Here is a 26,314-nt window from a genome sequence, read left to right on the forward strand (position 1 = left end):
GGCGACCATGGCTGGCGCCCTGGAGAGCCCGCCGCGCGACGGGCTCGTGACCTTTATGCCGCATCGCCTGAACCGCCATCCGGTGGTCGTGCGCGGGCTCACGGCCGACGAGCTGTGGGTCTGCGCCGGCCTGTCGGGCGCGGTCGGGTTCGTGGCCGGCGTGCCGCTGGCCTGGCTGACCCACAGCATTGCGATGGTGCCCACGCTGGTCGTCGCCGGCATCGGCATCGGCGTCTTCGTGGGCGGCGGTCTGTTGCGGCGGTGGAAGCGCGGCCGGCCTGACACCTGGCTGTACCGCCAGTTTCAGTGGCGGCTCGCGCTGCGCTACCCCGCGCTGGCGGCCCACACGGGCGGTGGGCAACTCATCACCCGCTCGGGCTGGTGGTCCACGCGGCGCCTGCGGCCCAACCCGTCCCTGCGTCGAGGTACAGCATGAGCCGATTCAAGAACGAGGTCGCGCACCTGCAGGCGCATGTGAAGACCTTGCGCCTGGCCGGCGCCGCGCTGTTCGTGGTGGCGCTGCTACTCGGCTTCGGCTGGTGGAGTGCACCCAAGAGCCTGACCATCCACGTGCCGCCCGACCTGCGCTCGGGCAGCACCCGCAAGTGGTGGGACGTGCCGCCGGAGAGCGTCTACGCCTTCACCTTCTACATCTGGCAGCAGGCCCAACGCTGGCCGACCAACGGCGAGCAGGACTACCCGCGCAACCTGCATGGGCTGTCGGCCTACTTCACGCCGAGCTGCCGGGCCTTCCTGCAGCAGGACTACGAATTCCGGCGCAGCAACGGCGAGTTGCGCCAGCGCGTGCGCGGCATCTACGAGATTCCCGGCCGCGGCTACGGCGACGATCCCGCCGCGCGCGTGCGCACCGTGTCGGTGAACGACTGGATCGTCACGCTGGACGTGAGCGCCGACGAGTATCTGGGCGCCGAGCAGGTCAAGCGCGCACTCGTGCGCTACGCGCTGAAGGTCGTGCGCATCGACATCGATCCCGAGCGCAATCCCTTCGGCCTCGTGCTGGATTGCTATGCGCGTGCGCCCGAGCGCATCGAAACCCCGCCGCCCCCGGCGCCAGCCGGCAAGCCCGCCAGCCCCGGTGCCAATCTGCAGGGAGACACCCCATGAAGCGCTGCTTCCTTCCGGCCCTGGCCGGCGTCCTGTTGTGCCTGGGTTTCGTGCCCGCGGGCCATGCCATCGAAATCCTGCGCTGGGAGCGCCTGCCGCTGGCGGTGCCGCTCGTGGTCGGCCAGGAGCGCGTGGTCTTCATCGAGCGCAACGTGCGCATCGGCGTGCCGGCCGGCGTCGGCGAGCAGTTGCGCGTGCAGAGCGCCGGTGGCGCGATCTACCTGCGCGCCAGCGCGCCCATCCCGCCCACGCGGCTGCAACTACAGGACGTGGAATCCGGCGCGCTGATCCTGCTCGACATCGCCGCCGAGCCGGCCAAAGCAGGCCAGCCCGCACTCGAACCCGTGCGCATCGTCGAGGGCGATGTGCCGGCCACCCGCTACGGCGAGCCGGCCAGCCCCTCGGCCACCGTGGACGACGATGCGCAGCGCCCGACACCAGCCGCCCGCCGCGCAACGCCGGTGGCCGTGGTGCTGACGCGCTACGCGGCGCAGAACCTCTATGCGCCGCTGCGCACCGTGGAGCCCGTGGCCGGCATCGGCCGCGTCAACCTGCGCCGCAACCTCGCGCTGGACACCTTGCTGCCCACGCTGCCGGTGCGCGCGCAGGCGCTGGCCGCGTGGCGGCTCGAAGACCAGTGGGTGACGGCCGTGAAGCTCACCAACACCTCCGGGCGCTGGCTCGATCTCGACCCGCGGGCGCTGCAGGGCGACTTCCTCGCCGCGACCTTCCAGCACCCGACCCTGGCGCCGGCCGGTCGCGCGGCCGACACCACCGTGGTCTATCTCGTCACCCGTGGCCACGGCCTGGCCGAGTCGCTGCTGCCCAAGGTGGCGCCGATCGACGCGACGGTGAACCTGCCGCCGGCGGCGGCGGCCGGCCAGGCCGAAGGAGGAGGAGCGCGCGATGAAAAGTAACCCCCTCCTGAAGTGGCTGCTGATCCCGATGGCGCTGGTGCTGGTGTTCGTCGGCATCAAGCTCTTCTCGGGCGAGCGCAGCGCCAGGCCGGCACCTCCCGGCAGCGCCAACCCGCTCACGCCCGAAGAGATGAAGGCGCTGGGCATCGAAGGCGATACGCCGCGCGATACCGTCGCCACGCTGGTGGCCCAGGTCAAGCAGTTGCGCAACGAACTGCAGACGGCGCTCAACGATAACAAGAACCAGAAGACCGAGAACGAACGCATGCGCGCGAGGGAAAGCGCGATCGACCAGCGCATCCAGTCCGCGCTCGACGGCGAGCGCGGCCGCCTGCAGCAGGACCGCGAGCAGTTGGCCGGCGACCGCCAGCAGACCCAGGGCCTGCTGCAAGACCTGCAGCGGCGCCTGGACGGCCTCTCCGGCAAGAGCGGCCAGGCCGACCTGCCGGTGGGCCTCGGGCTGGAGGAAGGCGACGGCAAGAACTTCGGCGGCAACCAGAGCGGCAGTGCGCGCAACACCAACGGCACGCGCTGGGTGGAGCCGGACGATGCGAAACCCTCGGCGAAGAACGGCAGCAGCGGCGGCTTGAACTTCCCGACCAGCTTCGGGCCGGCGCAGAAGACGCTTTCCGACACGGCCGACGGTGTGGCAAGCACCGTCGCGGATGCGGGCAGCCGCGCCGTGGGCGCGTCGGCCAAGCCGGTCTACACGGTGCCGTCGAACTCGACGCTGATGGGCTCGATCGCGATGACGGCGCTGATCGGCCGCGTGCCAATCGACGGCACGGTCAACGATCCGTATCCCTTCAAGGTGCTGATCGGCCCCGACAACCTCACCGCCAACGGCATCGACATCCCCGACGTGGCCGGTGCGGTGGTCAGCGGCACGGCCTCGGGCGACTGGACGCTTTCCTGCGTGCGCGGCCAGATCCGCTCGGTCACGTTCGTCTTCAACGACGGCACGATCCGCACCGTGCCGGAGGACGGCAATCGGAATCGGAGCAGCGGCAGTCAGGGCAGCAGCGCGAACAGCACGACGCAGGGCGGCCTGGGCTGGATCAGCGACCCCTATGGCATCCCGTGCGTCTCGGGCGAGCGGCGCAGCAACGCGCAGCAGTACCTGGGTTCGCAGGCGCTGATCACCGCGGCCGGCGCCGGCGCGGCCTCGCTGATCAAGTCGGACAACGGCAGCGTGGCCGTGGTCGCCAACAGCAACGGCTCGCTCGGCACCGTCGGTATCAGCGGCAACGAGGCGATGGGCCGCATCCTGGCCGGCGGCGTGCGTGACATGGCCGATTGGGTCAACAAGCTCTACGGGCAGGCCTTCGCCGCAGTCTACGTGCGGCCCGGCGCCAAGGTCGCCGTGCATCTGGAGCAGCCGCTCAACATCGACTACGACGCCAAGGGGCGGCGGGTCAATCACCGCATCGGAGGCGCCCATGCGTCGGATTTGGATTGAATCGGCCGCGGCCCTGTGCGCGGTCATGGTGCTGGGCGGCTGCGCGACCAGCAAGGACGAGCTGCTGCCGCACGGCGAGCACACCATGCTCGACGTGTGGAACCAGGAGACGGGCGGCAGCGCCGGTGGCGGACAGGCGGCGCGGCAACTGCTCGATGCGCGTCAGGGCCTGCGCCGGCCGCTGACCGAGGCCGACGTGCAGGCGGCGCCCGCCGCCGCTGCCGCCTACACGCGCACCGCGGCCAACGAGATTTACCGCCAGTTCCACCGGCTGCCGAACCCGGACCTGGTGATGTACGTGTTCCCGCACCTGGCCGGCACCGACCCGGTGCCGGTGCCCGGCTACACCACCGTGTTCCCGCTCTACCAGCGCGTGCAGTACGCGATGCCCGGCGAGCGCCTGGAGGACTACTGATGGCCTGGTCGTTGCCCTGGGCACGCAAGGCCGCCACGCCTGCCGGCCCCGACCTGGATGCCGATGACGCCTGGGCGCAGCATGTCTCGACGCTGGCCGCGCACGGTATTCCCGAGCCCGGTAGCGCGGTGGGCGGCCAGCCGCGCCGGCCGGCCACCGAGGCGGACTTGCAGGCGCTCTACGGCGTGGCGCCGTCCTTCGCCGACCTGCTCCCCTGGGTGGAGTACCTGCCCGGTTCCAAGAGCTTGCTGCTGGAGGACGGCCAGTCGGTGGCGGCCTTCTTCGAGCTGGCGCCGGTCGGCACCGAGGGCCGCGAGATGGCCTGGCTGTGGCAGGCGCGGGATGCGTTGGAGAACGCGCTGCAGGACTCGTTCGACGAACTCGACGAGAACCCCTGGGTGGTGCAGCTCTACGCCCAGGACGAAGCAACCTGGGACAACTACCTGCGCGGGCTCACGAACTACGTGCGGCCGCGCGCTCAGGGCAGCGCCTTCACCGAGTTCTACCTGCGCTTCTTCGGGCATCACCTGCGTGCGATCGCCAAGCCCGGCGGCCTGTTCGAGGACACGACGGTGACGCGCCTGCCGTGGCGCGGCCAGGTGCGGCGCGTGCGCATGGTGGTCTACCGGCGCGCGAGTGCGTCTGGCGCGTCCCGGCGCGGCCAGTCTCCCGAGCAGGCGCTGACGACGATCTGCGACCGGCTCGCAGGTGGCCTCGCCAACACGGGCGTGAAGGCCCGGCGCATGGAGGCGAGCGACATCCACGACTGGCTGCTGCGCTGGTTCAACCCGCACCCCACGATGCTTGGCCCCGCCGCCGCCGACCGCGAACGGTTCTACGCGCTGACCCGCTACCCCGAGGAAGCCGAGCAAGGCGGGATTGAGCTGGCCAGCGGCGACTTCGCGCAGCGCCTGTTCTTCGGCCAGCCGCGCTCGGACGTGGCGAACGGCACCTGGGTCTTCGACGGCATGCCGCACCGGGTCATCGTGATGGACCGCCTGCGCATGCCGCCCGCCACGGGCCACGTCACCGGCGAGACGCGCAAGGGCGGCGACGCGGTCAACGCGCTGTTCGACCAGATGCCCGAGGACACGGTGATGTGCCTGACGGTCGTCGCGACGCCGCAGGACGTGCTCGAAGCGCACCTGAACCACCTGAGCAAGAAGTCGGTCGGCGAGACGCTGGCCTCGGAGCAGACGCGCCGCGACGTGCAGGAAGCGCGCGGGCTGATCGGCAGCGCGCACAAGCTGTACCGCGGCGCGCTGGCCTTCTACCTGCGCGGGCGCGACCTGGCGCAGCTCGACGCCCGCGGCCTGCAACTGGTCAACGTCATGCTCAACGCCGGCCTGCAGCCGGTGCGCGAGGAAGACGAAGTGGCGCCGCTCAACAGCTACCTGCGCTGGCTGCCGTGCGTGTTCGACCCGGCCGCCGACAAGCGCCAGTGGTACACGCAACTGATGTTCGCGCAGCACGCGGCGAACCTCGCGCCGGTGTGGGGCCGCAGCCAGGGCACCGGCAATCCGGGCATCACGTTCTTCAACCGCGGCGGCGGGCCGATCACCTTCGACCCGCTGAACCGGCTCGACCGGCAGATGAACGCTCACCTGTTCCTGTTCGGTCCCACCGGCTCGGGCAAGAGCGCCACGCTCAACAACATCCTGAACCAGGTGACGGCGATCTACCGGCCGCGGCTGTTCATCGTCGAGGCGGGCAACAGCTTCGGCCTGTTCGGCGACTTCGCGGCGCGGCTGGGCATGAAGGTGCATCGCGTCAAGCTGGCCCCCGGTGCCGGGGTGAGCCTCGCGCCGTTCGCCGACGCCCACCGGCTGGTCGAAACGCCCAGCCAGGTGCAGACGCTGGATGCCGACGCCCTGGACGAGGACCGCGACGAGGCGGCACAGGCAGCGGATGCCGACGAGCAGCGTGACGTGCTGGGGGAACTGGAAATCACCGCGCGGCTGATGATCACCGGCGGCGAGGACAAGGAAGAGGCGCGCATGACGCGCGCCGACCGCAGCCTGATCCGCCAGTGCATCCTCGATGCGGCCCAGCGTTGCGTGGCCGACCAGCGTACCGTCCTCACGCGCGACGTGCGCGATGCGCTGCGCGAGCGCGCCCGCGATACGGCACTGCCCGAGGTGCGGCGCGCGCGGCTGCTGGAAATGGCCGACGCGATGGATATGTTCTGCCAGGGCGTGGACGGCGAGATGTTCGACCGGCCCGGCACGCCCTGGCCCGAGGCCGACATCACCATCGTCGATCTGGCGACCTTCGCACGCGAGGGCTACAACGCGCAGCTTTCCATCGCCTACATCAGCCTCATCAACACGGTCAACAACATCGCCGAGCGCGACCAGTTCCTCGGCCGGCCGATCATCAACGTGACGGACGAGGGGCACATCATCACCAAGAACCCGCTGCTTGCGCCCTACGTCGTCAAGATCACGAAGATGTGGCGCAAGCTCGGCGCCTGGTACTGGCTGGCGACGCAGAACATCGACGACCTGCCCAAGGCCGCCGAGCCCATGCTCAACATGATCGAGTGGTGGATCTGCCTCTCGATGCCGCCCGACGAGGTGGAGAAGATCGCGCGCTTCCGCGAGCTGAACGCGGCGCAGAAGGCGCTGATGCTGTCGGCCCGCAAGGAGGCCGGCAAGTTCAGCGAGGGCGTGATCCTTTCCAAGAGCATGGAAGTGCTGTTCCGTGCGGTGCCGCCCAGCCTGTACCTAGCGCTGGCTCAGACCGAGCCGGAGGAGAAGGCCGAGCGTTTCCAGTTGATGCAGCAGTACGGCATCGGCGAACTGGATGCCGCTTTCAAGATCGCCGAGAAGATCGACCGCGCCCGCAGCATCGAACCGCTGGCGCTCGATGCGCTGGCGTGACGGGGAGTCCACGATGCGCATCCCTCGATTCGCGCCGTCCCGCACCGTCCTTATCGTCGCGCTGCTGGTGGCCGCGGCCCTGACCACGGCCGCGTGGCTCGGCCTGCAGCCGCCGTCGCCCGCCGAGCCCGCTTTTCCTTTGGCAGAAGCAACGCCTGCGCCGGCAACGGCACCAGCCGGCCCGCCCTGGCGCTATGGCCGCGCCGATGCGCGCTTCACGGTGGTCGAGTACGCCGACCTGGAATGCCCGTTCTGCCGCGCGTACTTCGCGGTGCTCAAGCGCTGGATCGACGCGCACCCTGACGTGAGCTGGCAATGGCATCACCTGCCGTTGCCTTTGCACGAGCCGGCCGCTTCCGCCGATGCGCGCCTGGTGGAGTGCGTCGGCGAGGCCGGCGGCCAGGCGGCGTTCTGGCAGGCCGCCGAGTGGGTCTACACGCACACCCGGGGCGACGGCCAGGGCCTGCCCGAGGGCCTGCGCTATCCCGACCTCACGCCGGCCGCGCAGCAATGCCTCGACAGCGACCGCCCCGATGCGCTGATCCGCGCACAGTCGGCGAGCGCGGCGCAGGAGGGCATCAAGGTCACGCCCACGCTGCGCCTGCAGGATCGCCAGTCCGGCAAGACGCTGCTGCTGCACGGCCCGGTCGAAGGAGATGCCTTGCTGTCCGCGATCGACCTGCTGGCGGCCAGTGCAGCGGCCGAGCCCGCATCGAAGGAAATGCCTGCCGAGTCTCTCGGCGACATGCCCAGGTAGCCACGATCTTCAAGGCTACGACGCGGCCTGACCGCGCTGATCGACCCCGTTCGCTTCGCATCCCTGGACGCGAACAGCCACTGCGCATGTGGTGGCGGATGCCCGCTCTTCTGCCGCTCGTTCTTCATCGTCCCCCGGAGGGTTTGTCCCTTCCGGGACAGGCGTCCTCCGACTTCATTCCGTGGAGGTTCGCCATGTCCTATGTCGTAGCCGACTCGCGTCCCGAGTCGCTCAGCCTGATCGCCGCCCAGCACGAAGACTGGATCATCCGCCAGGCCATCACCTTGCTGGAACAACGCATCTTCAAGGCCGGCCCGATGCTGAACAGTCCCGCCGCCGTGCGCGACTACCTGCATCTGAAGCTGGTCGCGGAGCCCAACGAGGTCTTCGCCGTCGTGTTCCTCAACTGTCAGCACCAAGTCCTCGCCTACGAGCCGATGTTCAAGGGCACGGTCGATCAAACCTCGGTTTACCCGCGGGTGCTGGTGCAGCGCGCCCTGGCCCTCAACGCCTCGGCGGTCATCCTGGCCCACCAGCATCCATCCGGCATGACCGTGCCTTCGACCGCCGATCAGGCGCTGACCGACCGGCTCAAAGCCGCCCTGGCGATGGTCGATGTCCGCGTGGTGGATCACTTCATCGTCGGCAAGGGCACGCCGTACTCCTTCGCCGAATCCGGCCTGCTGTAGCGGCGCTGACCGCCTGGTCCCCGCGGGAGCTTCGGCTCCCGCTTTTCTTTCGCCTGTCTGCCCAAAGCGGAGCGCGCGCGGTGCGCATTCCTTGTCGCGGGTGGACTGCCTTCGGCGTTCGACTAGAGCCTTGCTCTCATTCCCAGGACGCCCGCCATGACGGCTCCCTTCTTAAAATCCATCCCGCGGCTGCGGGCCACGCGCACCGCCTGCGCGGGAGGGCTGCTGCTGTGTCTGCTCGGCCAGGACGCATCCGCAACCGACGTGCTGGTTGTGACCGACAGCCGCCATCCCGTGCAGTCCGCATCCGACGCGCGCGTGATCGAGCTGGACCTGCCCGAGCGCATCGAGGCGGAACTGGCCGCGGGCCTGCCAAACGACCCCAGCCGAGCAGCCGCGCTCGTGCAGCAGCGCTTGCGCGATGGCGGCCAGGCACTGCAGCGCCGCATCGGCAGCGCCTATCAGGGCGTCGCCGATGCCTGGGGCCTGGGTATCGCCAAGGTGCCTGCCGTGGTGGTCGATCGCCGCTACGTGGTCTACGGCGAGCCCGATGTCGCGCGCGCCGTGGCCCGCATCGAATCCCACCGGAGGGCACAGCCATGAACCGCCTGCTGTCGGCGTCGTCGCGCCGGGCCCGCCTTGCCATCGCTTCGGTGCTGCTCGGCGGCGCCGCTTCGACGTTCGCGCTGAACACGGCCACCATCGTGTCCTCGGCCCTGTCGCCCGACTGCCTGGAATACCGCGTCGTCGGCATCTGCTACTGGCTGTTCTGCACCTGGACGGGTTGCACGGTGCGCACCTCGGTGAAGGTGCGCCACTACGTGCCCGACGCGGTGGTATCGAGCTACAGCAACACCGGCGAGAACCCGTGGATCGAGGTGCGCGCCATGAGCATGCCCAACCCCACGGCGCAGGCCGGCGGCGACGGGACGACGAACCACGACAACGAGAACAACCTGGCGAAGTTCAAGAACGCCGACGTGATCGGGCATCCCGGTGGTTCGGTGTTCAGCCAGTTCGCCAGCGCTTCCGGCTACGCCTGCCAGGGCGCAGGCACGGCCTTCATGCCGTACCTGCTGAGCACGCTCGACACGCTGGCCTGGCGCTACAACGTGCCGGAGATGGTGTACCCCGAGGCGCTGATCCCCGGCATGCGCGAGATCGGCGGCCGCACGACGCTCAACCTGTGGGGCAACGTCTATCCGCGCGGCGGCTTCTTGCACCAGACCGACGACTACAAGAGCGGCGCCGTCGTCGCGCAACGCGCGGGCGATGTCGTCACGCGGCGCATGCAGCCGCACGTCTACCAGCCGCTGCTCGCGAGTTCGAGCGACGGCTACTGGCCGGCCGGCGCCCTGGTGGAGAGCGATGCCTCCACCGGCAAGTGGCAGGAGCTGACGCCGACCCTCTCCAACTCCTGCGCGGTGTTCCCGCACTCCAACACGCGCGTGCAGGCCCAGCAAGGCGACTACGCCTGGGCGCTGTGGCGGCCCTATGCCTGCTGCCAGCGCCGCGGGCAGGTCTTCCTCGGCAGCGTCGATTTCCTCTGAGGTGTTCCCATGAAAGCGTCTCTCTCCCGTTTCGCACAGCGCGCCAGGCCCTACGCGCTCAGCATCGCGCTCGCCTGCGCCGTCACGGCAGCAGCAGGCGTCGCCTGGGCGCAGACCCGCATCACCCCCACCGGCGTCGGCGTGAGCGGCAGCGTCATCGGCGACGACGTGCTCTACAGCATCGGCGGCGGCCGCGCCGTGTCCATGGGCGGCGCCGGGAACATGCAGAGCATCGGCGTGGGCATCGGCTGGAACAGCAACCTGATCTGCGGCGACATGAGCATCACGACGACGCTGCAGAACCAGTTGAACGGCATCACCAATGGCTTTCAACAGATCATGAGCAACGTGATCCAGAGCGCGACCAGCGCCGTCGCCTCGCTGCCGGCGCTGATCATCCAGCGCGCCGATCCGGGCCTCTACAACCTGCTGACCAACGGCGTGCTGCAGGCGCGGCTCGATTTCGACCGCAGCAAGTTGACGTGCAAGGCGATGGCCAACCGGATGGCGGACATGGCCGGCGGCCAGGCCGGGTGGGATCAGCTCGCCGAAGGCTTCGCGCTGCGCGATGCGGTGAGCAGCACCGATGCGGTGTCCGCCGTCGAGCAGGCCGAATCGAACAAAGGCAACAACGGCGTGCCCTGGGTGGGCGGCGGCAACGCGGGCGGTTCGGGCCAGGGCTCGATCAAGGTGGTCGGCGACGTGACCCGCGCCGGCTACAACCTGCTCAACAGCCGCGGCGTTATGGACACGTCGTCCATCCCGCGCGCCTCCTGCGGCAACCGGCTGACCTGCCAAACCTGGTCCTCGCCGCAGGCCGCCGCCGACTTCGCAACCCGCGTGCTCGGCGAGCGCGAGCAACGCACCTGCGAGACCTGCACCAAGACGCAGACGACGCCCGGCGTCGGCCTCACGCCGGTAATCCAGGAAGAGTACGAGACCAAGCTGCAGGCACTGCAGGAGCTGGTGACGGGCGCGAAGCCGACGACGGTGGCGAACCTCGAAGCGGCCGGCAGCAACTCGCTGCCGATCACGCGCGGCGTGATCGAGGCGCTGCGCGACGAGCCCGATCAAGACCTGCTGGGCAAGCGCCTGGCGTCCGAGGCCGCGCTGTCGAGCGTGCTGGAGAAGGCCCTGCTGTTGCAGCGCACGCTGCTGACCGGCAAGAAGGAGCCGAACGTCGCCGCCAACGAGCTGGCTGTGAAGGCGGTCGATCAGGAGAACACGGCGCTGGAGCAGGAGATCAACAACCTCAAGACCGAGCTGGAGCTGCGGCGCACGCTGGCCGCCAATTCGGCGATGGCGATCGTGCAGCGCCACGGCACTCGCGCTGCGGGCTCGCGCGGCATCTTCGAGGGCGACACGACGCGCGACCGGCTCAAGGAAGTGCAGAAGCCGCGGAGCGGGCCATGACCAGCCGGGCCTGGCTGCGGCCGGCATGGCTGCTCGGCCGCCGCGTCGGCATCGTGCTGCTGTGGGTGCTGCTGGTGGCGGGCATCGCGGTCGGTGTGAACGTCGTCGGCCTCCATGTCGTCGGCAGCATCGACGGCTGGGAGCAATGGCTGCGCGAGCACTCGGGCCACTTCCTCGTCTGGCGGCTACTGCTCTACGCAGCGACGGCCTACGGCTGGTGGTGGATGCGTCGGCGCCTGCGCGAACGTGAGCCGTCGGCCGAGACCCATCAGCGCCTGCTGCGCGTCGAGATCGCGGCCGTCGCCACCCTCGTGCTGCTCGAAGGCAGCCAGCTACTGCGCAATGGCTGAGCCCCGGAGAACGCCATGACGCTCAACACAACGGACTACCTGGAGTATTACCTGACCCTGGTCGGGTGGATCGTCAGCAACGGCATCTGGAACATCCTCGTGGCCAGCGGCGTGTTCGCGCTGCCGTTCGTGGTCATGGTGGTGCAGGAATGGCTGCGCGCGCGGGCCGAAGGCGCGGACGAGGGCAACAAGGGGGTGCTGTCCTCGATGCGCATCGAGAACCGCGTGTGGGTGGCGATCGTCGTCATCCTGTTCGCCGGCATCCCCTTCATTCCGGTCGACCTCAGCACCATCAAGTTCGACACGACGCGCTCCGCGCAATGTCAGGTCAGCGTCCCGCAGCCCACCGACACGGGCTGGTCGAACGCCTACACCACGCTCAACAACCAGAGTGCGCTGGTGCCGGTGTGGTGGTTCTTCATGCACGCTATCTCGAAGGCGGTGACGGGCGGCGCTGTGGCGGCGATCCCCTGCGGGACGGATCTGCGTCAGATGCGCATGGACGTGGATGCCACGCGCATCAATGACCCGGTGCTGGCCCAGGAGGTTGGCGACTTCGTGCATGACTGCTACGGCCCCTCGCGTGCCAAGCTGTTCATGTCTCGGCCCACGCTCTCCGACGAGCAGATGAACGACGTGACCTGGATCGGTTCGAGCTACTTCCTGAACAACGCGGGCTTCTACGACACCTACCACTCCAACACGCCGCGCACGGCCTGGCCCTACGACGCGACGCGCGATGCGGGGCTGGCCCAGGTGGATAGCGGCGGGGGCTACCCCACGTGCCGGCAGTGGTGGTCAGATGGCGGCAGCGGCCTGCGCGCGCGCCTGCTGGCCCAGGTCGATCCCGACCTGCTGACGCGCATCGGCCGCTGGGCGGGCTTCCTGTCGCAGGGCGAGGTGAACGACTCGGTGATCCGCGCCGTGGTCTCTCCGCGGCAGCAGAAGATGAACCAGGGCTCGGTCTATACGGACTACGGCGGCCAGATCGAGAAGACGCTGCCCAACGTCGTGACGCGCGGCGCCGGCGACCTGGGGCTGACCATGGGCTCGCTGGGCTTCTTCCCGGCGATGGACGTGGTGCGCCAAGCGCTGCCGATGGTGCTGTCGCTGCTCAAGATGGCGCTGGTGATCTGCATCCCGCTGGTGCTGGTCTTCGGCACCTACGAGCTGAAGGCGCTGGTCGCCGTGAGCTGCGTGCAGTTCGCGCTGTTCTTCGTGGACTTCTGGTTCCAGCTCGCGCGCTGGCTCGACAGCACGATCCTCGACGCGCTCTACGGCTGGGGGTTCGGCGCGAACCGGCCGCACAGCAACTTCGATCCGCTGATCGGCCTGAACAACGCCTTCGGCGACATGCTGCTGAACTTCGTCATGGCGACGATGTTCATCGTGCTGCCTACCTTCTGGGTGGCTGCGCTGGGCTGGGTGGGCGTGCGCGCGGGAACGGCAATTCAAGGGCTGGCGGCAGGAACCAGGGACGCCCAAGCCGCTGGCGGCAGGGGTGCGGGTGTCGCTATGAAAGCAGCGAAGTAACGCCTCTAGGCTTGCTCGTCTTCTGGATCGTGGGGGTCGATCCGGTAGTCATCATGGGTGTAGAGGCCGTACCCGGCAGGGCCGTATCGCCATTCCGGCTTGTGTTCCTCGTCGTAGCTCCCATCGTCGTTGCGGACTACCCAGGCGCCGACCAGCGCGAACGCAAGCAACAGCGCCAGCCAGAACGCGGTGTAGAGCAGGACACCGATCGCAGCGAGCTTGACGGCCAGCAGCGCGGCCTTGGCAATGCCAGGCGCCCATCCCCGCGCGAGCAGCCAGCCCTGCGCCCGCCGATCCAGACGCGCGCAGCTTCGCCACGCCCGGCCCAGTGTCCGGCCGAGGCGTTCTGCGAAGGTGGTCTGTGCGGCGGTCTTCATGGTGGCTACCTCATGTTCATCCTGTCGTGTGGCTGTGATCCCTGTCCATATCGCGATTGAATCCTGTGCAGTTCTTCAACCGCGGCCTAGCCTTTGTCCGTTGCTCGCCAGTCGGCCTTGCTTGCGGCCACCAGCGCCGCCCAATCGTCCGGCGGGTTGCCGCGGCCCAACATCTTCTCGAACACCGCATAGGGGTCGGACTTGCTGCCCGTCGACCGCAAGGTCTGCTCGTCGTTGACCCAGGCGAACACGATCGCCTTGGCCTTGGAGTCGTAGCGGAAGAACAGTCGGAACCGCCGACCGATCTTCGCGCGCCGCCAGTGCCGGTAGGCCGGCCCCAAGGTGTTGCCCTGGCGGAATTCGTCGCGCGCGGGATCGCTCGGCACGGCATCCATGATCAACTGGCTCAACGCCCGGAACAGCTTGACGTTGGCGTTGCTCTCGAACCCCTGCGGGTCGTTCTGTTCGGCCCGTTCCGCGGCCGCGTGCAGCTTGCGCAACTGCTCGATCACGCCCTCGTGGAACAGGAGCGTCCAGCCGTGCCGCTGCATCAGAGCGCCACTTCGCCTTCGATGTCTTCATCGAGGTTCACCGGGTGGTGCGCGTTGGCCAGCATGGCCCGCGCCAGATCGTCCGGCAGGGACTGGACGTGTCGCCCGGCCCGGATGTCCGCTTCCAGCAGCCCCAGGAAAGCGCCGATGGCCGGGTCTTCATGGTCGGCGTCGGCGCGGGTTACGACGACTTCGCCGCCGCGCAGGTCGAACGCCACTTTGCCGCCGGTGTCCACGCCCAGCGCCTGCCGGATGGACTTGGGCAGCGTGATCTGACCCTTGGAGGTCAGCGTCGCGACTTCGTGGATTTCGGGCATGGCGGCACTCCTGATGGCAACGCCTGAATGGTAAGGAAATTTCCTTACCTTGTCAATCTGGGTGTGCATGGTGCTCCGTCCGGTCGATGAAACGGCTCCATCGTAGGGGCGGCACAGCCAGCCTTCCCGTATCAATCCGACTTGGGCCAAACCCGCATTGGTTGTGGTCTGGCAGGCGTCGTTGCCCTATATCCAAAGGTTTCCGTAAAGGCCAAAGGGCTGGGGAAGGGGCAAGGGAATGGGGCCAAGGGGAAAGGCCCTACCCGAAAAGGCCAAAAGGCTCTCCCGACCGGCCCGCCGTCCGGGGTTCGCCATGCTCTCGCTGTTCCAACGCAAACGGGTGCCGCCCGCCGCCAGTGCGCCGACGCCCAAACCTTCCGCCGAGCCCGGCAAAGGGCTGATGCGGCCGGAGCCGGCCGCATTGCTGCTGGCGACACCCCGCCGGCAGAAGCTGCTGGAACACATCTGGCAGCGCACCTCGCTCTCGCGCCGGCAGTTCGCCACGCTATACCTCGCCCCGCTGGAACGCTACGCCGAGCTGGTCCAGCAATTTCCCGCGTCGGAGGCCCATCACCACGCCTATCCGGGCGGCATGCTGGACCACGGCCTGGAGATCGTCGCCTACGCGCTCAAGCTGCGGCAGTCGCATCTGCTGCCCGCCGGCGCCACGCCGGAGGCGCAAGCCGCCCAGGCCGAGGCCTGGACGGCCGGCACCGCCTACGCGGCGCTGTTGCACGACATCGGCAAGATCGCGGTCGACCTGCACGTCGAGTACGCGGACGGCACGGTCTGGCACCCCTGGCACGGCCCGCTGCGGCGGCCGTACCGCTTCCGCTACCGCAGGGAGCGCGAATATCGGCTGCACAGCGCCGCCACCGGGCTGCTCTACGCCCGGCTGCTCGATCCCGGCATCTTCGACTGGCTCGCCGGCTATCCCGACCTCTGGGCCGCGCTGCTGTACGTGCTGGCCGGCCAGTACGAGCACGCCGGCATGCTCGGCGAACTGGTCGTGCAAGCGGACCAGGCATCGGTCGCCCAGGAACTCGGCGGCGATCCCAGCAAGGCCCTGGCAGCACCCCGGCACGCATTGCAGCGCAAGCTGCTCGATGGCCTGCGCTACCTCCTGAAGGAAGAGTTCAAGCTGAACCAGCCCCAGGCCTCGGATGGCTGGCTGACCCAGGACGCGCTCTGGCTGGTGAGCAAGACCGTCTCGGACAAACTGCGCGCGCATCTGCTGTCTCAGGGCATCGACGGCATCCCGGCCAACAACACGGCGGTGTTCAACGTGCTGCAGGATCACGGTATCGCCTTGGCCACGCCAGACGGCAAGGCGATCTGGAAGGCCACCGTCACCAGCGATGCCGGCTGGTCGCACAGCTTCACCTTTTTGAAGCTGTCTCCGGCCATGGTCTGGGATGCGGCAGACCGGCCGGCACCGTTCGCGGGTCGCGTACAGGCCGACGCGGAACAAGGGGTGCCGACGCCACAGGCACCGGCAGCCGAAGCGCCGGGCCTGGAAAGCGCCGATACCGTGCCACCGAGCACCGCGCCGACCGCGCCCGTGCCCGCCGACAACGGCGTGGCTGCGTTGCTCGATCTGCTGAGTGACACGGCCCCACCCGTAGCGCCGGAGCCCCCGAGCGACCCCGAGCCGGCCTCGCCACCGTCGCCTACGGTGCTGCCGCAGGTGAGCCCCGCGCCATCTCGGGATCGGCCGGAGCCTTCCGGCGAGCATTTCATGGCCTGGCTGCGTCAGGGCATCCAGACGCACAAGCTCATCATCAACGACGCCAAAGCCCTGGTGCATAGCGTCGCGGGAACGGCCTACCTGGTGAGCCCCGGCGTCTTCCAGCGGTATGCGCAAGAACATCTGCAAATTGCCGCACTGGCGAAACCGGAGAACCTGGAGGGATGGCAGTGGGTGCAGAAGCGTTTTGAGAAACTGAGCCTGCACCGCAAGCAAGCCAGCGGGTTGAATATCTGGACCTGCGAAGTCACGGGGCCGCGCAAATCCAGGCGACTGCACGGCTACCTGTTGAGCGCTCCCGAAGCGCTGTTCCAGGAAATGCCTCCGGACAATCCATACCTGCGCCTCCTCACCGAGGCCGTAAAGCGCGAAAATTCAGCCGCCGGTAATAAGAACGACAACGAACAGGGGTAGACAAGGGGCCACGGCGCGGGCCGGCTTCAGTCCGCGGACTTGGGCGTAGCCGTCTCTGCCAGCTTGGCTTCAGTCAGCGCCATCAAGTGGGCAGAACTGCATTTCAGCGCACGGGCGATTTTGAGAATGAGGGGGAGCGTGGGGACATGCTCTCCACGCTCGATCTTTCCCATGTGCGAACGCTCGATTCCTGACAGATGGGCCAGCGTTTCCTGGGCGATGCCTTGACTGGTTCTTTCTTCGCGCACGGAGGCCCCAAACGCGATGGCTGGTTCCGCTTCGTAGGTTGTTGTGCCGGTGGGCCGGCCTCTCTGAATCGAACGCTTTTGCATTGCCAAAAGCGTCGAGGATTGACACGATATAAACCACGTTAAACTTAACTCACGAGAAGCGACTTCATCGGTCGTCGCGAGTTCACTGCCTGGGGGAACTGGACGTGAAATCGAGCGATGCCTCCACTGAAATCCGGGTGGCTGTGCTCGGCGAGTGGGTGCCTTCACCGCTTGCCGACTTGCTGGCGTTACAGCGCGCCGAAGAGCCAGAAACCGCCACTGCTTTGATCGGATGCAGTGCCACGGCGCAGGCGCAGGAACTGCCGCACGATAACTTTGACCTAGCCCTGTCCACAGCCGCCTGGGAGTGGCCGGGCTGGGTGTGCGAACCGTTGTGGCATGACACGCTGGCGGTCGCCGTCGCCAAGCGCTCGCACCTGCTGTCCTACCGTGAAGTGCCTCGCCAAGAACTGCTCAAGCAGCCGTTGATCTGCGCGCAGTCAACGGCCGACGAGCCGTGGCGCGCGGTGGCGCAGCGCCTGTTCGAGGACGAGCTGCAGGGCCGCGAGCAGGTGGTCAGCACCTTCGACATGGCCATGACGCTCGTTGCAGCGGGCTACGGCATTGCCTTTGCGCCTGCCGCAAGGCTGGCCAGCTACCTGTGCCGAGGCATCGCCGCGCGGCCGCTGGCCGGCTCACCGGCCATCGTGATGGCCTATCTGCTGCGTCCCTGCACGTCCTTGACCGAGCCCCAGGAGCGATTCGCGCGCCGCGCCCGTTCCGTGTCCTGATGAGGGGCGCAGCGCAAGGCTGCTATGCGAACCCCACCACCTTCTCCTGATCCCACTCGCTTGCCTTCACGCTCGTGACCACGGCCATGATGATCTTGTCGAGATTGTTGGCGGTGGCGCCCTCCAGGGCCGAGCGGCCGCGCAGCATCGCACGCGGCTGCAGCAGCGCGTGGTAAATCTGCCAAGGGTCCGCGCCCCGGCTCAGCTTCATGACGGACTGGACCAGCTCGTGTTTGAGCGGGTCGAGGTGCCAGTCCGGCACCCGCTGGCCGCGGTTTCCCAGGTTCAGTGCCAGCAGGTTGCCCGCCTTGATCTCGTAGCTGATCCACCGGCGCGACTTGCCCGCCATCTTGGCGAACTCGACGACCGGAAGGTTGTGCGGCGACTCGAAAACATCGACGAGTTCCATCCGCTTGCGTTGAACGTCGGACAGTGGCTGCTCCATCACCGAGCGCGGCGCCGTGACCGCCGGCAGCCGCTGCGCCGCAGCTGACACCAGCGGCATCGCATCGCCAGGCTTGGTCACGAGCAGGATCGGCGTCGTCGCCGCCCTGGGCGGTGCGCTGTCAGCGGGATCGCCCCCGATGGCGGGCACGCCTTCCAGGTGAATGGTGAGCGGCATGCTCGCCGCTTCGACCATGTTCTGCTCAAAGAGGTCGAGGCGGTCGGCCCAATCCTGCATCATGCGGCGGCGCTGCTCCACGTACTCGGCGTGGTTGTACGTGCTGCTGACCTTGTTGGGATCGACGTGGGAGAGTTGCGCGTCCACCCAGGCTTTCGGATAGCCGAACTCGTTGAGCGCGGTGGACATCGTGGCCCGGATGCCGTGCCCGGTCAGCAGGTCACGGTAGCCCATGCGCTTGAGCGCACCGTTGAGGGTGTTCTCGCTCATGCGCTTCTTCAGGTCGTTGTCGTGCCGGAGCAGATAGCGCTGGGCCGGCTTGAACTCCTCCAGCATGTGCCGGACGATCTCGATGGCCTGCACCGACAGCGGCACGATGTACGGTGGAATGTCCTGCGGCCGCTGGCGCTTCCTGCGCATGTCCACCTGCAACTGTTTCACGACGTCGGGCGGGATGATCCACAACCCCTTGTCGAGGTCGAACTGATCGGGCGTCGCCAGCCGCAACTCGCCCGTGCGCACGCCGGTCAGGCACAGCAGCCGCAATCCAAGCTGGGTGCGCAGCCTGCCGCGGTACTTGCGCAGCCGCTGCAACAGTTTCGGCAGATCCTCCATGCGCAGGAACGGGTTGTGGTTCACCGGCGGCAACGGCACGGCGACCACATCGAGGTCGGACGCCGGGTTTTGCTCCAGCCCCGGCACGATCACCAGCGCGTAGCGAAACAAGTGGTTCAACCACGTCCTGACCTTCTCGGCGACGGAGAGCGCCTTGCGCTTCTCGATCTTGGCGATCACGTCCAAGAGGTCGGAGCGCTTGATCTCGTAGATCGAGCGCTTGCCCAGGTAGGGCAGTACATCCTTGTCGAAGACGCGCGGGAGGATGGAGTGCGTGGTCTGCCGGCCCTTCTTGAGGCTGAGCGCACGATGGGCAAACCACTTCCTGTAGATGACCTCGAAGGTGTGCTCGCCGGCGAGCTTGACCGCGGCGCGCTTCTGCTTGCGGTGAACACGGGGGTTGATGCTCTTGGCCACCAAGGCGCGCGCCTCGTCGCGCAGCGCGCGGGCTTCGAGCAGCGATACCTCGGGATAGGTGCCGAACGACATCCGCTTGGGCTCCTTGAGCCAGTAGTAGCGGAAGTGCCAGGTCTTGCCTCCCGTCGCTGCAACAGCGAGGGAGAGGCCCAACGTGTCGGGGAGGGTGTAGTCCTTGCCGGTGGCTTTGGCGCGTCGAACGGCCAGGTCGGAAAGTGCCATGCTTCTAGCTCCTGAACGTGAGTCAGGAACTCGATGCTGGTCACATCACCTGCGCGCCTCTACAAACAATCCGGAAGCGGTCGTGCCCGCAAAAATGGACACAATCATGGACATAAAAGTCCTGGCTTCAGGCGGATTTCCGTGGATGACAGCAGAACATCAAAGAGAGAGAAAACCGTTGCGTGACAACGACTTGCAGACTCCCTTGGATTTCAGCGGACCTCCGCAGAAAGATGCAGTGGAGCGGGTGAAGGGAATCGAACCCTCGTATGAAGCTTGGGAAGCTGCCGTTCTGCCATTGAACTACACCCGCGTGGGGGCGGATTCTAGCGCCCTGCGCTCAGTCCGCTCCGGTGGCGATGGGGGCGCCGGGGCGGCTGCACCACTCGCTCCAGGAGCCCGGGTAGAGCATCGAGCCGCCCAGGCCCGCGACCTCCATGGCCAGCAGGTTGTGGCAGGCGCTCACGCCAGAGCCGCACTGATTCACCACGGCCTCGGGCGGGCGGCCGTCCAGCACGGCCTCGAACTCGGCGCGCAGCGTGGCCGCCGGTTTGAAGCGGCCGTCGGCCTGCAGGTTGTCGCGGAACAGGCGGTTGCGCGCGCCGGGGATGTGGCCACCCAGGGGATCCAGCGTTTCGTTCTCGCCGCGGAAGCGGTCGGGCGCGCGCGCGTCCAGCACCAGCCAGCGCGGCGTGTCGATGTTGGCGCGCAGTTGCCCGTGGTCCGCCGTCGTGGCCAGCGAGGGGCGGGCCTTCAGCGCCGCGGGCGTGGGGCGTGGCGGCAGATCGGCCGTCACCGGCTGGCCCGCGGCCTTCCAGGCGCCCAGGCCGCCGTCGAGCACGGCCACCGCGCCATGGCCGATCCAGCGCAGCATCCACCACAGGCGCGAGGCGTACACGCCGCCGCTGTTGTCGTAGGCCACCACTTGCGTGTCGGTGCCGATGCCCAGCGCGCTCATGGCCTGCAGGAATACCAAGGGCTCGGGCAGGGGGTTGCGGCCGTTGTCGCCGGTGCGCTGGCCGGACAGCGTGCGCCCCATGTGCACGTGGTGGGCGCCCGGGACGTGGCCCGCCTCGTAGGCGCGGCGCCCGATCTCGGGGTCGCTGGTGTCGCTGCTGCAGTCGAGCACGGTGGGCGGGTTCGGCGAGCGCAGGGCGGTGGCCAGGTCGTCGGCGCTGATCAGGGTGGTGTGGTTCATGTCGAAAGGCAGAGAGGGAGGGTCAGGCCTTGTGGCCGCTGAGCTGGCTGCCCGCGTCGGGCGGCAGTCGCAGGCAGGCGGGCGTGGCCAGGGCGCCGATGAGGGCAAGCATGAGGAAGGCGATGCCGTAGTCGACCGGCGCGGCCTCGGCCCGGCCGGCGCCGCGCGCGGCCAGCGACACCACCACCGAAGACAGCGCGATGCCGACCATGATGGCGAGCTGCCAGACCATGGTGTTGAGCGTGGTGGCCGCGCCGATGCGCGCCGGCGGCAGTTCGGCGTAGGCGATGGCCGCCACCGCGTTGAACTGCACCGCGCGGAAGAAGCCCGCGATGGACACGGCCAGCGCGATGGCGCCCAGGCCCCAGGATTCGCGGAACAGCGCGCACACCAGCAGGCCGGCCACGCACAGGCTGCCGTTGGCCAGCATCACGCGGCGAAAGCCCCAGCGGCGCAGCATGGGCGTGGTCTGGGTCTTGGTGAGCATGGCGATCAGGCCGGCGGCCAGCAGCACCAGGCCGCTTTGCACTGGCGTGTAGCCCAGGCCCAGCTGCAGCATGAGCGGCAGCAGGAAGGGCAGGGCGCCGTAGCCCACGCGCAGCAGCGAGCCCGACCAGAACGAGGCCGCGAAGGTGGGCACGCGCAGCAGCGAGAAGTCGAGCATGGGCAGCTGCGCGCGGCGGTGGCGCCAGCCGTAGGCCAGGCCGAGCGCGGCCATCGGCACCAGCCACAAGGCCCCGCTCCAGCGCCCTTCGCGCAAGCCTTCGAGCACGACGATGGCGATGGCCAGCGCGCCGCCGAGCAGCAACCAGGACAGCGGGTCGAAGCGGCCGTCGGCCGCCTGCCGGATCTGCGGGAAGGCGCGCAGCGAGCCCAGCAGGCACAGCAGCGCAATGGGCACGTTGATGAGGAACACCCAGTGCCACGACAGCCAGGTGGTGAGCAGGCCCCCCAGGGGCGGGCCGAGCATGGGGCCGGCCATGGCCAGCGTGATCATCCAGGCCAGCGCGTTCACCAGTTGCGGCTTGGGCGTGACGTGCACGATCGAGGTGCGGCCCACCGGCACCATCAGCGCGGCCGAGGCGCCCTGCAGGGCGCGCGCCGCCACCAGCAGGGGCAGGCTGGTGGCCAGCGCGCACATCAGCGAGCTGAGCGCGAACACCGCCAGCGCGGCCTGGAACACGGTGCGCGTGCCGAAGCGCGAGGCCAGCCAGTCGCCGGTGGGGATGAAGACCACGCTGCAGAGCAGGTAGACGGTCATCGTGAGGTTCAGGCTCAGCGGGTCCACGCCCAGGCTCGCCGCGATGTCGGGTATGGCCGGCGCGATGATGGTCGAGTCCAGCTGCTCCATGAAGAAGGCCAGCCCCACGGTGAGGGGCAGCAGGCGCGCGTTCATGGGCAGCGGGAGGCCGGGCGGCTCAGCGGGCGCCGGGCGAGAAGGCGCTGGGGCGCAGCACCGTGGTGGTCTGGCGCGCCAGCAGCGGGCCGTTGGCTTCGCTGGCGGCCTTGCCTGCCTTCCAGTCGGGGTCGGCGCCGAAGGCCTTCCAGGCGGCCTCGCTGGCGGCCGCGTCGGCGAAGGCCACCAGGTAGAGGAAGGTGTCGGGCTCGCCCTCGGGCTCCCAGCAGTGCAGCAGGGTGATGCCGTGGCGCTGGAACAGGGGCATGGTGAGCCGGGCGAAGCGCTCGCGCAGGGCGGGGCCCTGGCCGGGCGCGGCCTCGTAGCGTTTGAGTTCGTGGATCATGGGCAGAGCTTACTGGGTGACCTGGATGCCGCTGGTCTTGACGAACTCCGACCACTTGCGCGCGTCGTTCGCCACCTGCTTGGCGAACTCGGCGGGCGAGTTGCCGCCGGGCTCGGCGCCCACGGTTTCCATGCGCTTGCGCATGGCCGGCGTCTGCAGGGCCGGGCGCAGCACGTTGGCGATGCGCTCGACGATGGCGGGTGGCGTGCCGGCCGGGGCGAACAGGCCGCTCCAGCCGGTGACGTCGAAGCCGGGCACGCCCGATTCGGCGATGGTGGGGATGTCGGGTGTCTGCGGGTAGCGGCGCGCGGTGGTCAGCGCGATGGCGCGCAGCTTGCCCGATTGCATCCAGGTCAAGGCGTCGGAGTAGTTGGCGAAGCTCAGGTGCACGTCGCCGGCCGCGGCCGCCGCCACGGCGGGCGCACCGCCGCGGTAGGGCACGTGGACCATGTTGATGCCCACCTGGTGCTTCAGGATTTCGCCCGCGAACTGCGTGAGCCCACCGGCCCCGCCGAAGTTGAGCTTGCCCGGGTTGGCCTTGGCGTAGGCGATGAACTCCTTGAGGTTGGTCACTGGCAGCGAGGGGTTGACCATCAGCACCAGCGGGTTGGTGTTGATGAGCGTGATGGGGGCGAAGTCCTTCACACCGTCGTAGCCGACCTTGAAGATGTACTGGTTCAGGGTCTGCGGCGCGGCCAGCGCGAGCAGCAGCGTGTAGCCATCGGGCGGGGCCTTGGCCACGAACTCGGTGCCCAGGCTGCCGGCGGCGCCCGGCTTGTTCTCGATGATCACCGGCTGCTTGAGTTCGTCCTGCAGGACGGGCTGGATCATGCGCGCGACGATGTCGCCGATGCCGCCCGGCGCGTAGGGCACGACGATGCGGATGGCCTTGTTCGGCCAGGGATCGCTGGCCAGGGCGAAGGGGCTGCAGAGCGCGAGGCCGGCGCCGAGCAGCGCCAGCGCCGCCAGGCGGCGCGGGATCTTGGGTGTCATGGGCTTTTGTCTCCGAAGGGGTGGGGGGTCAGAGCGGATAGACCATCAAGGTGTCGACCATCCGCGAATCCAGCACGACGCGTCTTTGCGCGATTCGCCATCCCTGAGGTCCCGGCTTGAGCACGTCGTCGTAGCGACCCGTCGCGAAGACCTCGGTCTCGCCGGTGTACATGGTCCGGTAGATCACGAAGGACGTGCGCGCCTCGCAGCATCCGTCGGCCCGGGGTTCGATGAGGGGCCGGCCCATCACATGGCGGTGGGTGTGGCTCTCGAAGATATTGGCGATGCGCAGCGCCTTGACGCGGTCGTCCAGCATGCCGCGACCCTCGCACAGCACGATGCCGATGGGACGGCCGGCCCGCAGGTTCTCGCGCGTGGTCACCTGGTAGACGCCGTCCGGCTCGAAAAAGCCGCTCCATTCCTCGACGCGGTCGTCGTCGAGCGCGTGGCCGTAGCGCTCCAGCAGGTCGGCGATGGCCTCGCGCGCCGCCGGGGAAAGGCTTGGCGCCGCGGCCTGTGCCGGGGTGGGCGTGGGGGTGGGGGAGAGAACGGCGGCGCTCATTCGTGGAATCCCATGATGGTCTGGTAGCCGTGCCAGAAGCCGCGCACGGCCGCTTCGGTGGCGCGCGAAGACTCGTTCGATTCGGCGAGCCTGCCGCCCATCTCGATGAACGAGGCCTTGTCGTCGGAGCCGCGCGTGCCGCGCTGCACGAAGGAGTTGATGCAGCCGTCCTCCAGCGCCACCAGGCCCGCGGCGCCGGTGAGGTTGGCCTGCATGACGCGCATCTTTTCCTGCTCGGGCGTGTCGGTCTCGTAGCCCAGGAAGATCCAGAACAGCTCGGTCTTGTCCACGCCGCGCGGCACCACGAAGCGCACCGCCAGCGAGTTCAGCGTGAGCTGGCTCACCAATGTGGGAAAGATGGTCTGGATGCTGTGCGTGATCTGGTCGTCGAAGCCGTCCCAGGCCTGCAGCAGCTGCGGGCCGTCGAGCTCGGAGCTGTACTTGGCCGAATGCACCTCGGCGCTCTGGTACTCGGCGGCGGTGTCCAGCGTGGCGCGCTTGCTGTAGCTGATGTGGTGCCACTTCTTCTCGGACAGGATGATGCCGCCGTCCATGTCGAGCCGGTTCACCTTGAAGGTGGTGTAGAAGGTGTGCAGCAGCGTGGCGTGGTAGGAGTCGCGCACGTTCTCGGCGTACAGCTTCCAGTTGTTGTGGATCATCTGGCTGTGCGTGCCGAGGATCTTCAGGGGGTGGTCCATGTTGCGCTTGAGGAAGGCGGTGATGCGATCGCCCAGGAATTCCTCCAGCGGCGGCGTCTCGTCCTGGAAGGTGCCGAAGACGATGCCCGCCATCACCGACACGCGGATCGGCTGCAGGCGGTGCTTGGACACATCGAAGTCCTCGGGCATGCCGCCCTTGCCCTTGACGCCCTTTTGGAAGGCCACGCCGCGCAGGCGGCCGTCGAGCCGGTAGTTCCAGGCGTGGTACACGCAGGTCAGCGACTTCTTGTTGTCGTGGTCCTTGAGGCAGACCAGGGCGCCCTTGTGCGCGCAGCGGTTGACCATGCCGTGCAGCTCGCCGTTTTCGTCGCGCGTGACGATGATGGGCGTGTCGCCGATCCAGGTGGTGCGGATGTCGCCGGGGTTCTTCACCTCCACCGCGAGGCAGAGGTAATGCCAGATCGGGCCGCGGAAGATCTTCTCCTGCTCCATCTGGTAGATGGCGGGGTCGGAGAAGACGCGGTAGGGCACGCGCGTGGCGCCGCCGGCGGGCCAGCGCAGGCTCACGGGCGGGGCCACGGGGGCCTCGGCCGCGCGCTGGCTCGCGGCGCCAGCGCACGCATCGGCGTCGTGCAGTTCGCAGGAGGTGGTGTCCATGTCTCGTGGGGGCGGGATGAAGAAGGTGTGCGGATGCTAGGGACGCGCCATTCATAAGTCGATAAGATGAAGGCGATCAACAGTATCTGGATTGCAGATGGGACAAGACGCAGCCCCCCGTTTCGACCTCAACCTGCTGCGGGTGTTTCTCGCGGTGTACGACGCCAAGAGCGTGGGCGGCGCCGCCCAGGCGCTGAACATGAGCCAACCGGGCCTGAGCACCGCGCTGGCGCGCCTGCGCAAGCAGCTCGGTGACCCGCTGTTCCTGCGCGGCGCCAGCGGCATGGAACCCACCAGCCGGGCGCGCAGCCTGGCCGATTCGGTGCGCGGCATCATGCGCGCGGTGGACGCCGAGGTGCTCAAGCCGCCGGTGTTCGACCCCACCACTTCCACGCGCGAGTTCCGCATCGCGCTCACCGACATCGCCGAGGGCATCTACCTGCCGATCGCGCTGCGGGCCTTGAAGGAAAACGCCTCGCGCATGAGCCTGCGCTCGGTGTTCATGTCGCCGCGCGACCTGGAGGAGGCGATGGCGGCGGGCGAGGTGGACATGGCGGCCGGCTTCTACCCCGACATCAAGGGCTCGGCCTTCATGCACCGGCGCATCGCGTTGCACTCGTTCGCCTGTCTCGCGGCCGCGCGCCACCCCGAGTTGGGCGAGCGCATGACGCCGGAGCAGTTCGCGCGCCTGCCGCACGTGGTGGTGGAGGCCACCGGCCGCAGCCAGGAGGTGTTCGACCGCTTCCTGCAGCGGCGCCAGCTGCAGCGCGACGTGGTGCTGCGCACGCCGCACTTCATGAGCGTGCCCGTCATCGTGGCGGAGAGCGATGCGGTGGCCGTGGTGCCGCAGGCGCTGGCCGATTTCATCATCGACCACCCGCGCATCAAGCAGGTGCGGCTGCCCTTTCGGCCGCCGACGTTCCAGGCCAACCTGTACTGGCACCGCAGCGCGCACACCGACCCGGCCAACCAGTGGCTGCGCCAGGCGCTGATCCGCGAGTTCCCGCGCCTGCAGGCGCGCGCCTACGACCGCAACGGCCGCGCGGCCAACGCACCGCGCGGCTGAGG

The 26,314-nt window shown here is 68.5% G+C and carries 27 protein-coding genes and 1 tRNA gene; 16 read left to right on the plus strand and 12 right to left on the minus strand.

What is annotated here, in order from left to right; genetic code table 11:
* Positions 1 to 7: 7 nt before the first annotated feature.
* The 13 genes from SOM08_RS08830 (at position 8) to SOM08_RS08890 (ending at position 13,090) form a co-directional block, all read left to right on the plus strand.
* Entirely contained in the window at positions 8 to 436 is a 429-nt protein-coding gene (locus SOM08_RS08830) for a TIGR03750 family conjugal transfer protein (protein ID WP_127805062.1), read from the plus strand.
* Entirely contained in the window at positions 433 to 1,125 is a 693-nt protein-coding gene (locus SOM08_RS08835; protein WP_127805060.1) for a PFL_4703 family integrating conjugative element protein, read from the plus strand. Before SOM08_RS08830 ends, SOM08_RS08835 begins: the two co-directional genes overlap by 4 nt.
* Positions 1,122 to 2,042 carry a TIGR03749 family integrating conjugative element protein gene (locus SOM08_RS08840; RefSeq protein WP_127805058.1) on the plus strand — a complete coding sequence of 307 codons (921 nt, stop codon included), beginning with the start codon at positions 1,122 to 1,124 and terminating at the stop codon, positions 2,040 to 2,042. Before SOM08_RS08835 ends, SOM08_RS08840 begins: the two co-directional genes overlap by 4 nt.
* On the plus strand, positions 2,032 to 3,501 hold the full coding sequence (locus SOM08_RS08845) for a TIGR03752 family integrating conjugative element protein (protein WP_127805056.1): 1,470 nt from the start codon (positions 2,032 to 2,034) through the stop codon (positions 3,499 to 3,501). The genes SOM08_RS08840 and SOM08_RS08845 overlap by 11 nt, the downstream gene beginning before the upstream one ends.
* The gene (locus SOM08_RS08850) at positions 3,482 to 3,916 is read left to right on the plus strand and encodes a TIGR03751 family conjugal transfer lipoprotein (RefSeq protein ID WP_127805054.1); all 435 of its coding nucleotides are present in this window, start codon (positions 3,482 to 3,484) and stop codon (positions 3,914 to 3,916) included. Before SOM08_RS08845 ends, SOM08_RS08850 begins: the two co-directional genes overlap by 20 nt.
* Positions 3,916 to 6,798, plus strand: a complete 2,883-nt coding sequence (locus tag SOM08_RS08855) for a conjugative transfer ATPase (RefSeq protein ID WP_275052762.1) — start codon at positions 3,916 to 3,918, stop codon at positions 6,796 to 6,798. The genes SOM08_RS08850 and SOM08_RS08855 overlap by 1 nt, the downstream gene beginning before the upstream one ends.
* Before the next feature lie 13 nt (positions 6,799 to 6,811).
* Positions 6,812 to 7,555, plus strand: coding sequence for a DsbA family protein (locus SOM08_RS08860; protein ID WP_127805052.1), 744 nt, complete (start codon positions 6,812 to 6,814; stop codon positions 7,553 to 7,555).
* A gap of 194 nt (positions 7,556 to 7,749) precedes the next feature.
* Complete coding sequence (gene radC / locus SOM08_RS08865; protein ID WP_127805050.1) at positions 7,750 to 8,244, plus strand: RadC family protein; 495 nt, start codon at positions 7,750 to 7,752, stop codon at positions 8,242 to 8,244.
* Between the two features lie 156 nt (positions 8,245 to 8,400).
* The gene (locus SOM08_RS08870) at positions 8,401 to 8,847 is read left to right on the plus strand and encodes a TIGR03757 family integrating conjugative element protein (protein ID WP_127805048.1); all 447 of its coding nucleotides are present in this window, start codon (positions 8,401 to 8,403) and stop codon (positions 8,845 to 8,847) included.
* On the plus strand, positions 8,844 to 9,794 hold the full coding sequence (locus SOM08_RS08875; protein WP_127805046.1) for a TIGR03756 family integrating conjugative element protein: 951 nt from the start codon (positions 8,844 to 8,846) through the stop codon (positions 9,792 to 9,794). Before SOM08_RS08870 ends, SOM08_RS08875 begins: the two co-directional genes overlap by 4 nt.
* 9 nt (positions 9,795 to 9,803) lie before the next feature.
* Complete coding sequence (locus SOM08_RS08880; protein ID WP_006411707.1) at positions 9,804 to 11,207, plus strand: integrating conjugative element protein; 1,404 nt, start codon at positions 9,804 to 9,806, stop codon at positions 11,205 to 11,207.
* Positions 11,204 to 11,557 (plus strand): hypothetical protein, encoded by a 354-nt coding sequence (locus tag SOM08_RS08885; RefSeq protein WP_006411722.1) that lies wholly within the window; start codon positions 11,204 to 11,206, stop codon positions 11,555 to 11,557. The genes SOM08_RS08880 and SOM08_RS08885 overlap by 4 nt, the downstream gene beginning before the upstream one ends.
* A gap of 15 nt (positions 11,558 to 11,572) precedes the next feature.
* Complete coding sequence (locus tag SOM08_RS08890; protein ID WP_127805044.1) at positions 11,573 to 13,090, plus strand: conjugal transfer protein TraG N-terminal domain-containing protein; 1,518 nt, start codon at positions 11,573 to 11,575, stop codon at positions 13,088 to 13,090.
* A gap of 5 nt (positions 13,091 to 13,095) precedes the next feature.
* Here SOM08_RS08890 and SOM08_RS08895 read toward each other — a convergent pair whose 3' ends face one another.
* From SOM08_RS08895 to SOM08_RS08905, 3 genes are all read right to left on the minus strand, one after another.
* Positions 13,096 to 13,467: a DUF3742 family protein gene (locus SOM08_RS08895; RefSeq protein WP_006411717.1), complete on the minus strand. Its 372-nt coding sequence runs from the start codon at positions 13,465 to 13,467 to the stop codon at positions 13,096 to 13,098.
* A gap of 86 nt (positions 13,468 to 13,553) precedes the next feature.
* Entirely contained in the window at positions 13,554 to 14,018 is a 465-nt protein-coding gene (locus tag SOM08_RS08900; RefSeq protein ID WP_127805042.1) for a type II toxin-antitoxin system YhaV family toxin, read from the minus strand.
* On the minus strand, positions 14,018 to 14,335 hold the full coding sequence (locus tag SOM08_RS08905; protein ID WP_127805040.1) for a type II toxin-antitoxin system PrlF family antitoxin: 318 nt from the start codon (positions 14,333 to 14,335) through the stop codon (positions 14,018 to 14,020). The genes SOM08_RS08900 and SOM08_RS08905 overlap by 1 nt, the downstream gene beginning before the upstream one ends.
* 313 nt (positions 14,336 to 14,648) lie before the next feature.
* Here SOM08_RS08905 and mobH point away from each other — a divergent pair, with 313 nt between their 5' ends.
* A complete protein-coding gene (mobH, locus tag SOM08_RS08910) occupies positions 14,649 to 16,496 on the plus strand; it encodes a MobH family relaxase (RefSeq protein WP_127805038.1) in 1,848 nt (615 codons plus the stop codon).
* 26 nt (positions 16,497 to 16,522) lie between these two features.
* Here the strand turns inward: mobH and SOM08_RS08915 are convergent, their stop codons facing one another.
* Positions 16,523 to 16,828 carry a helix-turn-helix domain-containing protein gene (locus SOM08_RS08915; RefSeq protein ID WP_127805035.1) on the minus strand — a complete coding sequence of 102 codons (306 nt, stop codon included), beginning with the start codon at positions 16,826 to 16,828 and terminating at the stop codon, positions 16,523 to 16,525.
* Between the two features lie 104 nt (positions 16,829 to 16,932).
* On the opposite strand from SOM08_RS08915, the gene SOM08_RS08920 reads away from it, so the two are divergent.
* Entirely contained in the window at positions 16,933 to 17,559 is a 627-nt protein-coding gene (locus SOM08_RS08920; RefSeq protein ID WP_127805033.1) for a substrate-binding domain-containing protein, read from the plus strand.
* 22 nt (positions 17,560 to 17,581) lie between these two features.
* Here the strand turns inward: SOM08_RS08920 and SOM08_RS08925 are convergent, their stop codons facing one another.
* The 8 genes from SOM08_RS08925 to SOM08_RS08960 form a co-directional block, all read right to left on the minus strand.
* Positions 17,582 to 19,435 (minus strand): tyrosine-type recombinase/integrase, encoded by a 1,854-nt coding sequence (locus SOM08_RS08925; RefSeq protein ID WP_127805031.1) that lies wholly within the window; start codon positions 19,433 to 19,435, stop codon positions 17,582 to 17,584.
* Between the two features lie 239 nt (positions 19,436 to 19,674).
* Positions 19,675 to 19,748 (minus strand) — tRNA-Gly (locus tag SOM08_RS08930).
* 27 nt (positions 19,749 to 19,775) lie between these two features.
* Complete coding sequence (locus tag SOM08_RS08935; RefSeq protein WP_116957644.1) at positions 19,776 to 20,633, minus strand: sulfurtransferase; 858 nt, start codon at positions 20,631 to 20,633, stop codon at positions 19,776 to 19,778.
* Between the two features lie 22 nt (positions 20,634 to 20,655).
* Positions 20,656 to 22,029: an MFS transporter gene (locus tag SOM08_RS08940; RefSeq protein ID WP_322470512.1), complete on the minus strand. Its 1,374-nt coding sequence runs from the start codon at positions 22,027 to 22,029 to the stop codon at positions 20,656 to 20,658.
* Positions 22,030 to 22,051: 22 nt separating this feature from the next.
* Positions 22,052 to 22,375 carry an NIPSNAP family protein gene (locus SOM08_RS08945; RefSeq protein ID WP_322470513.1) on the minus strand — a complete coding sequence of 108 codons (324 nt, stop codon included), beginning with the start codon at positions 22,373 to 22,375 and terminating at the stop codon, positions 22,052 to 22,054.
* 9 nt (positions 22,376 to 22,384) lie between these two features.
* Positions 22,385 to 23,368 (minus strand): Bug family tripartite tricarboxylate transporter substrate binding protein, encoded by a 984-nt coding sequence (locus SOM08_RS08950; protein ID WP_116957647.1) that lies wholly within the window; start codon positions 23,366 to 23,368, stop codon positions 22,385 to 22,387.
* A gap of 28 nt (positions 23,369 to 23,396) precedes the next feature.
* On the minus strand, positions 23,397 to 23,930 hold the full coding sequence (locus SOM08_RS08955) for an aromatic-ring-hydroxylating dioxygenase subunit beta (protein ID WP_322470514.1): 534 nt from the start codon (positions 23,928 to 23,930) through the stop codon (positions 23,397 to 23,399).
* Entirely contained in the window at positions 23,927 to 25,246 is a 1,320-nt protein-coding gene (locus SOM08_RS08960; RefSeq protein ID WP_245980801.1) for an aromatic ring-hydroxylating oxygenase subunit alpha, read from the minus strand. The genes SOM08_RS08955 and SOM08_RS08960 overlap by 4 nt, the downstream gene beginning before the upstream one ends.
* A gap of 97 nt (positions 25,247 to 25,343) precedes the next feature.
* On the opposite strand from SOM08_RS08960, the gene SOM08_RS08965 reads away from it, so the two are divergent.
* Positions 25,344 to 26,312: a LysR family transcriptional regulator gene (locus tag SOM08_RS08965; RefSeq protein WP_116957649.1), complete on the plus strand. Its 969-nt coding sequence runs from the start codon at positions 25,344 to 25,346 to the stop codon at positions 26,310 to 26,312.
* Positions 26,313 to 26,314 lie beyond the last annotated feature (2 nt).

The organism is Hydrogenophaga sp. SNF1 (genome assembly GCF_034421675.1).
Taxonomy (GTDB): Bacteria; Pseudomonadota; Gammaproteobacteria; order Burkholderiales; family Burkholderiaceae_C; genus Hydrogenophaga; species Hydrogenophaga borbori.

What these genes read in the sequence shown, in the direction of transcription:
- SOM08_RS08830 (WP_127805062.1), top strand. Translation starts at nt 8, where the DNA reads ATGGCTGGCGCCCTGGAGAGCCCGCCGCGCGACGGGCTCGTGACCTTT.
- SOM08_RS08835 (WP_127805060.1), top strand. Translation starts at nt 433, where the DNA reads ATGAGCCGATTCAAGAACGAGGTCGCGCACCTGCAGGCGCATGTGAAG.
- SOM08_RS08840 (WP_127805058.1), top strand. Translation starts at nt 1,122, where the DNA reads ATGAAGCGCTGCTTCCTTCCGGCCCTGGCCGGCGTCCTGTTGTGCCTG.
- SOM08_RS08845 (WP_127805056.1), top strand. Translation starts at nt 2,032, where the DNA reads ATGAAAAGTAACCCCCTCCTGAAGTGGCTGCTGATCCCGATGGCGCTG.
- SOM08_RS08850 (WP_127805054.1), top strand. Translation starts at nt 3,482, where the DNA reads ATGCGTCGGATTTGGATTGAATCGGCCGCGGCCCTGTGCGCGGTCATG.
- SOM08_RS08855 (WP_275052762.1), top strand. Translation starts at nt 3,916, where the DNA reads ATGGCCTGGTCGTTGCCCTGGGCACGCAAGGCCGCCACGCCTGCCGGC.
- SOM08_RS08860 (WP_127805052.1), top strand. Translation starts at nt 6,812, where the DNA reads ATGCGCATCCCTCGATTCGCGCCGTCCCGCACCGTCCTTATCGTCGCG.
- radC (WP_127805050.1), top strand. Translation starts at nt 7,750, where the DNA reads ATGTCCTATGTCGTAGCCGACTCGCGTCCCGAGTCGCTCAGCCTGATC.
- SOM08_RS08870 (WP_127805048.1), top strand. Translation starts at nt 8,401, where the DNA reads ATGACGGCTCCCTTCTTAAAATCCATCCCGCGGCTGCGGGCCACGCGC.
- SOM08_RS08875 (WP_127805046.1), top strand. Translation starts at nt 8,844, where the DNA reads ATGAACCGCCTGCTGTCGGCGTCGTCGCGCCGGGCCCGCCTTGCCATC.
- SOM08_RS08880 (WP_006411707.1), top strand. Translation starts at nt 9,804, where the DNA reads ATGAAAGCGTCTCTCTCCCGTTTCGCACAGCGCGCCAGGCCCTACGCG.
- SOM08_RS08885 (WP_006411722.1), top strand. Translation starts at nt 11,204, where the DNA reads ATGACCAGCCGGGCCTGGCTGCGGCCGGCATGGCTGCTCGGCCGCCGC.
- SOM08_RS08890 (WP_127805044.1), top strand. Translation starts at nt 11,573, where the DNA reads ATGACGCTCAACACAACGGACTACCTGGAGTATTACCTGACCCTGGTC.
- SOM08_RS08895 (WP_006411717.1), bottom strand. Translation starts at nt 13,467, where the DNA reads ATGAAGACCGCCGCACAGACCACCTTCGCAGAACGCCTCGGCCGGACA.
- SOM08_RS08900 (WP_127805042.1), bottom strand. Translation starts at nt 14,018, where the DNA reads ATGCAGCGGCACGGCTGGACGCTCCTGTTCCACGAGGGCGTGATCGAG.
- SOM08_RS08905 (WP_127805040.1), bottom strand. Translation starts at nt 14,335, where the DNA reads ATGCCCGAAATCCACGAAGTCGCGACGCTGACCTCCAAGGGTCAGATC.
- mobH (WP_127805038.1), top strand. Translation starts at nt 14,649, where the DNA reads ATGCTCTCGCTGTTCCAACGCAAACGGGTGCCGCCCGCCGCCAGTGCG.
- SOM08_RS08915 (WP_127805035.1), bottom strand. Translation starts at nt 16,828, where the DNA reads ATGCAAAAGCGTTCGATTCAGAGAGGCCGGCCCACCGGCACAACAACC.
- SOM08_RS08925 (WP_127805031.1), bottom strand. Translation starts at nt 19,435, where the DNA reads ATGGCACTTTCCGACCTGGCCGTTCGACGCGCCAAAGCCACCGGCAAG.
- SOM08_RS08935 (WP_116957644.1), bottom strand. Translation starts at nt 20,633, where the DNA reads ATGAACCACACCACCCTGATCAGCGCCGACGACCTGGCCACCGCCCTG.
- SOM08_RS08940 (WP_322470512.1), bottom strand. Translation starts at nt 22,029, where the DNA reads ATGAACGCGCGCCTGCTGCCCCTCACCGTGGGGCTGGCCTTCTTCATG.
- SOM08_RS08945 (WP_322470513.1), bottom strand. Translation starts at nt 22,375, where the DNA reads ATGATCCACGAACTCAAACGCTACGAGGCCGCGCCCGGCCAGGGCCCC.
- SOM08_RS08950 (WP_116957647.1), bottom strand. Translation starts at nt 23,368, where the DNA reads ATGACACCCAAGATCCCGCGCCGCCTGGCGGCGCTGGCGCTGCTCGGC.
- SOM08_RS08955 (WP_322470514.1), bottom strand. Translation starts at nt 23,930, where the DNA reads ATGAGCGCCGCCGTTCTCTCCCCCACCCCCACGCCCACCCCGGCACAG.
- SOM08_RS08960 (WP_245980801.1), bottom strand. Translation starts at nt 25,246, where the DNA reads ATGGACACCACCTCCTGCGAACTGCACGACGCCGATGCGTGCGCTGGC.
- SOM08_RS08965 (WP_116957649.1), top strand. Translation starts at nt 25,344, where the DNA reads ATGGGACAAGACGCAGCCCCCCGTTTCGACCTCAACCTGCTGCGGGTG.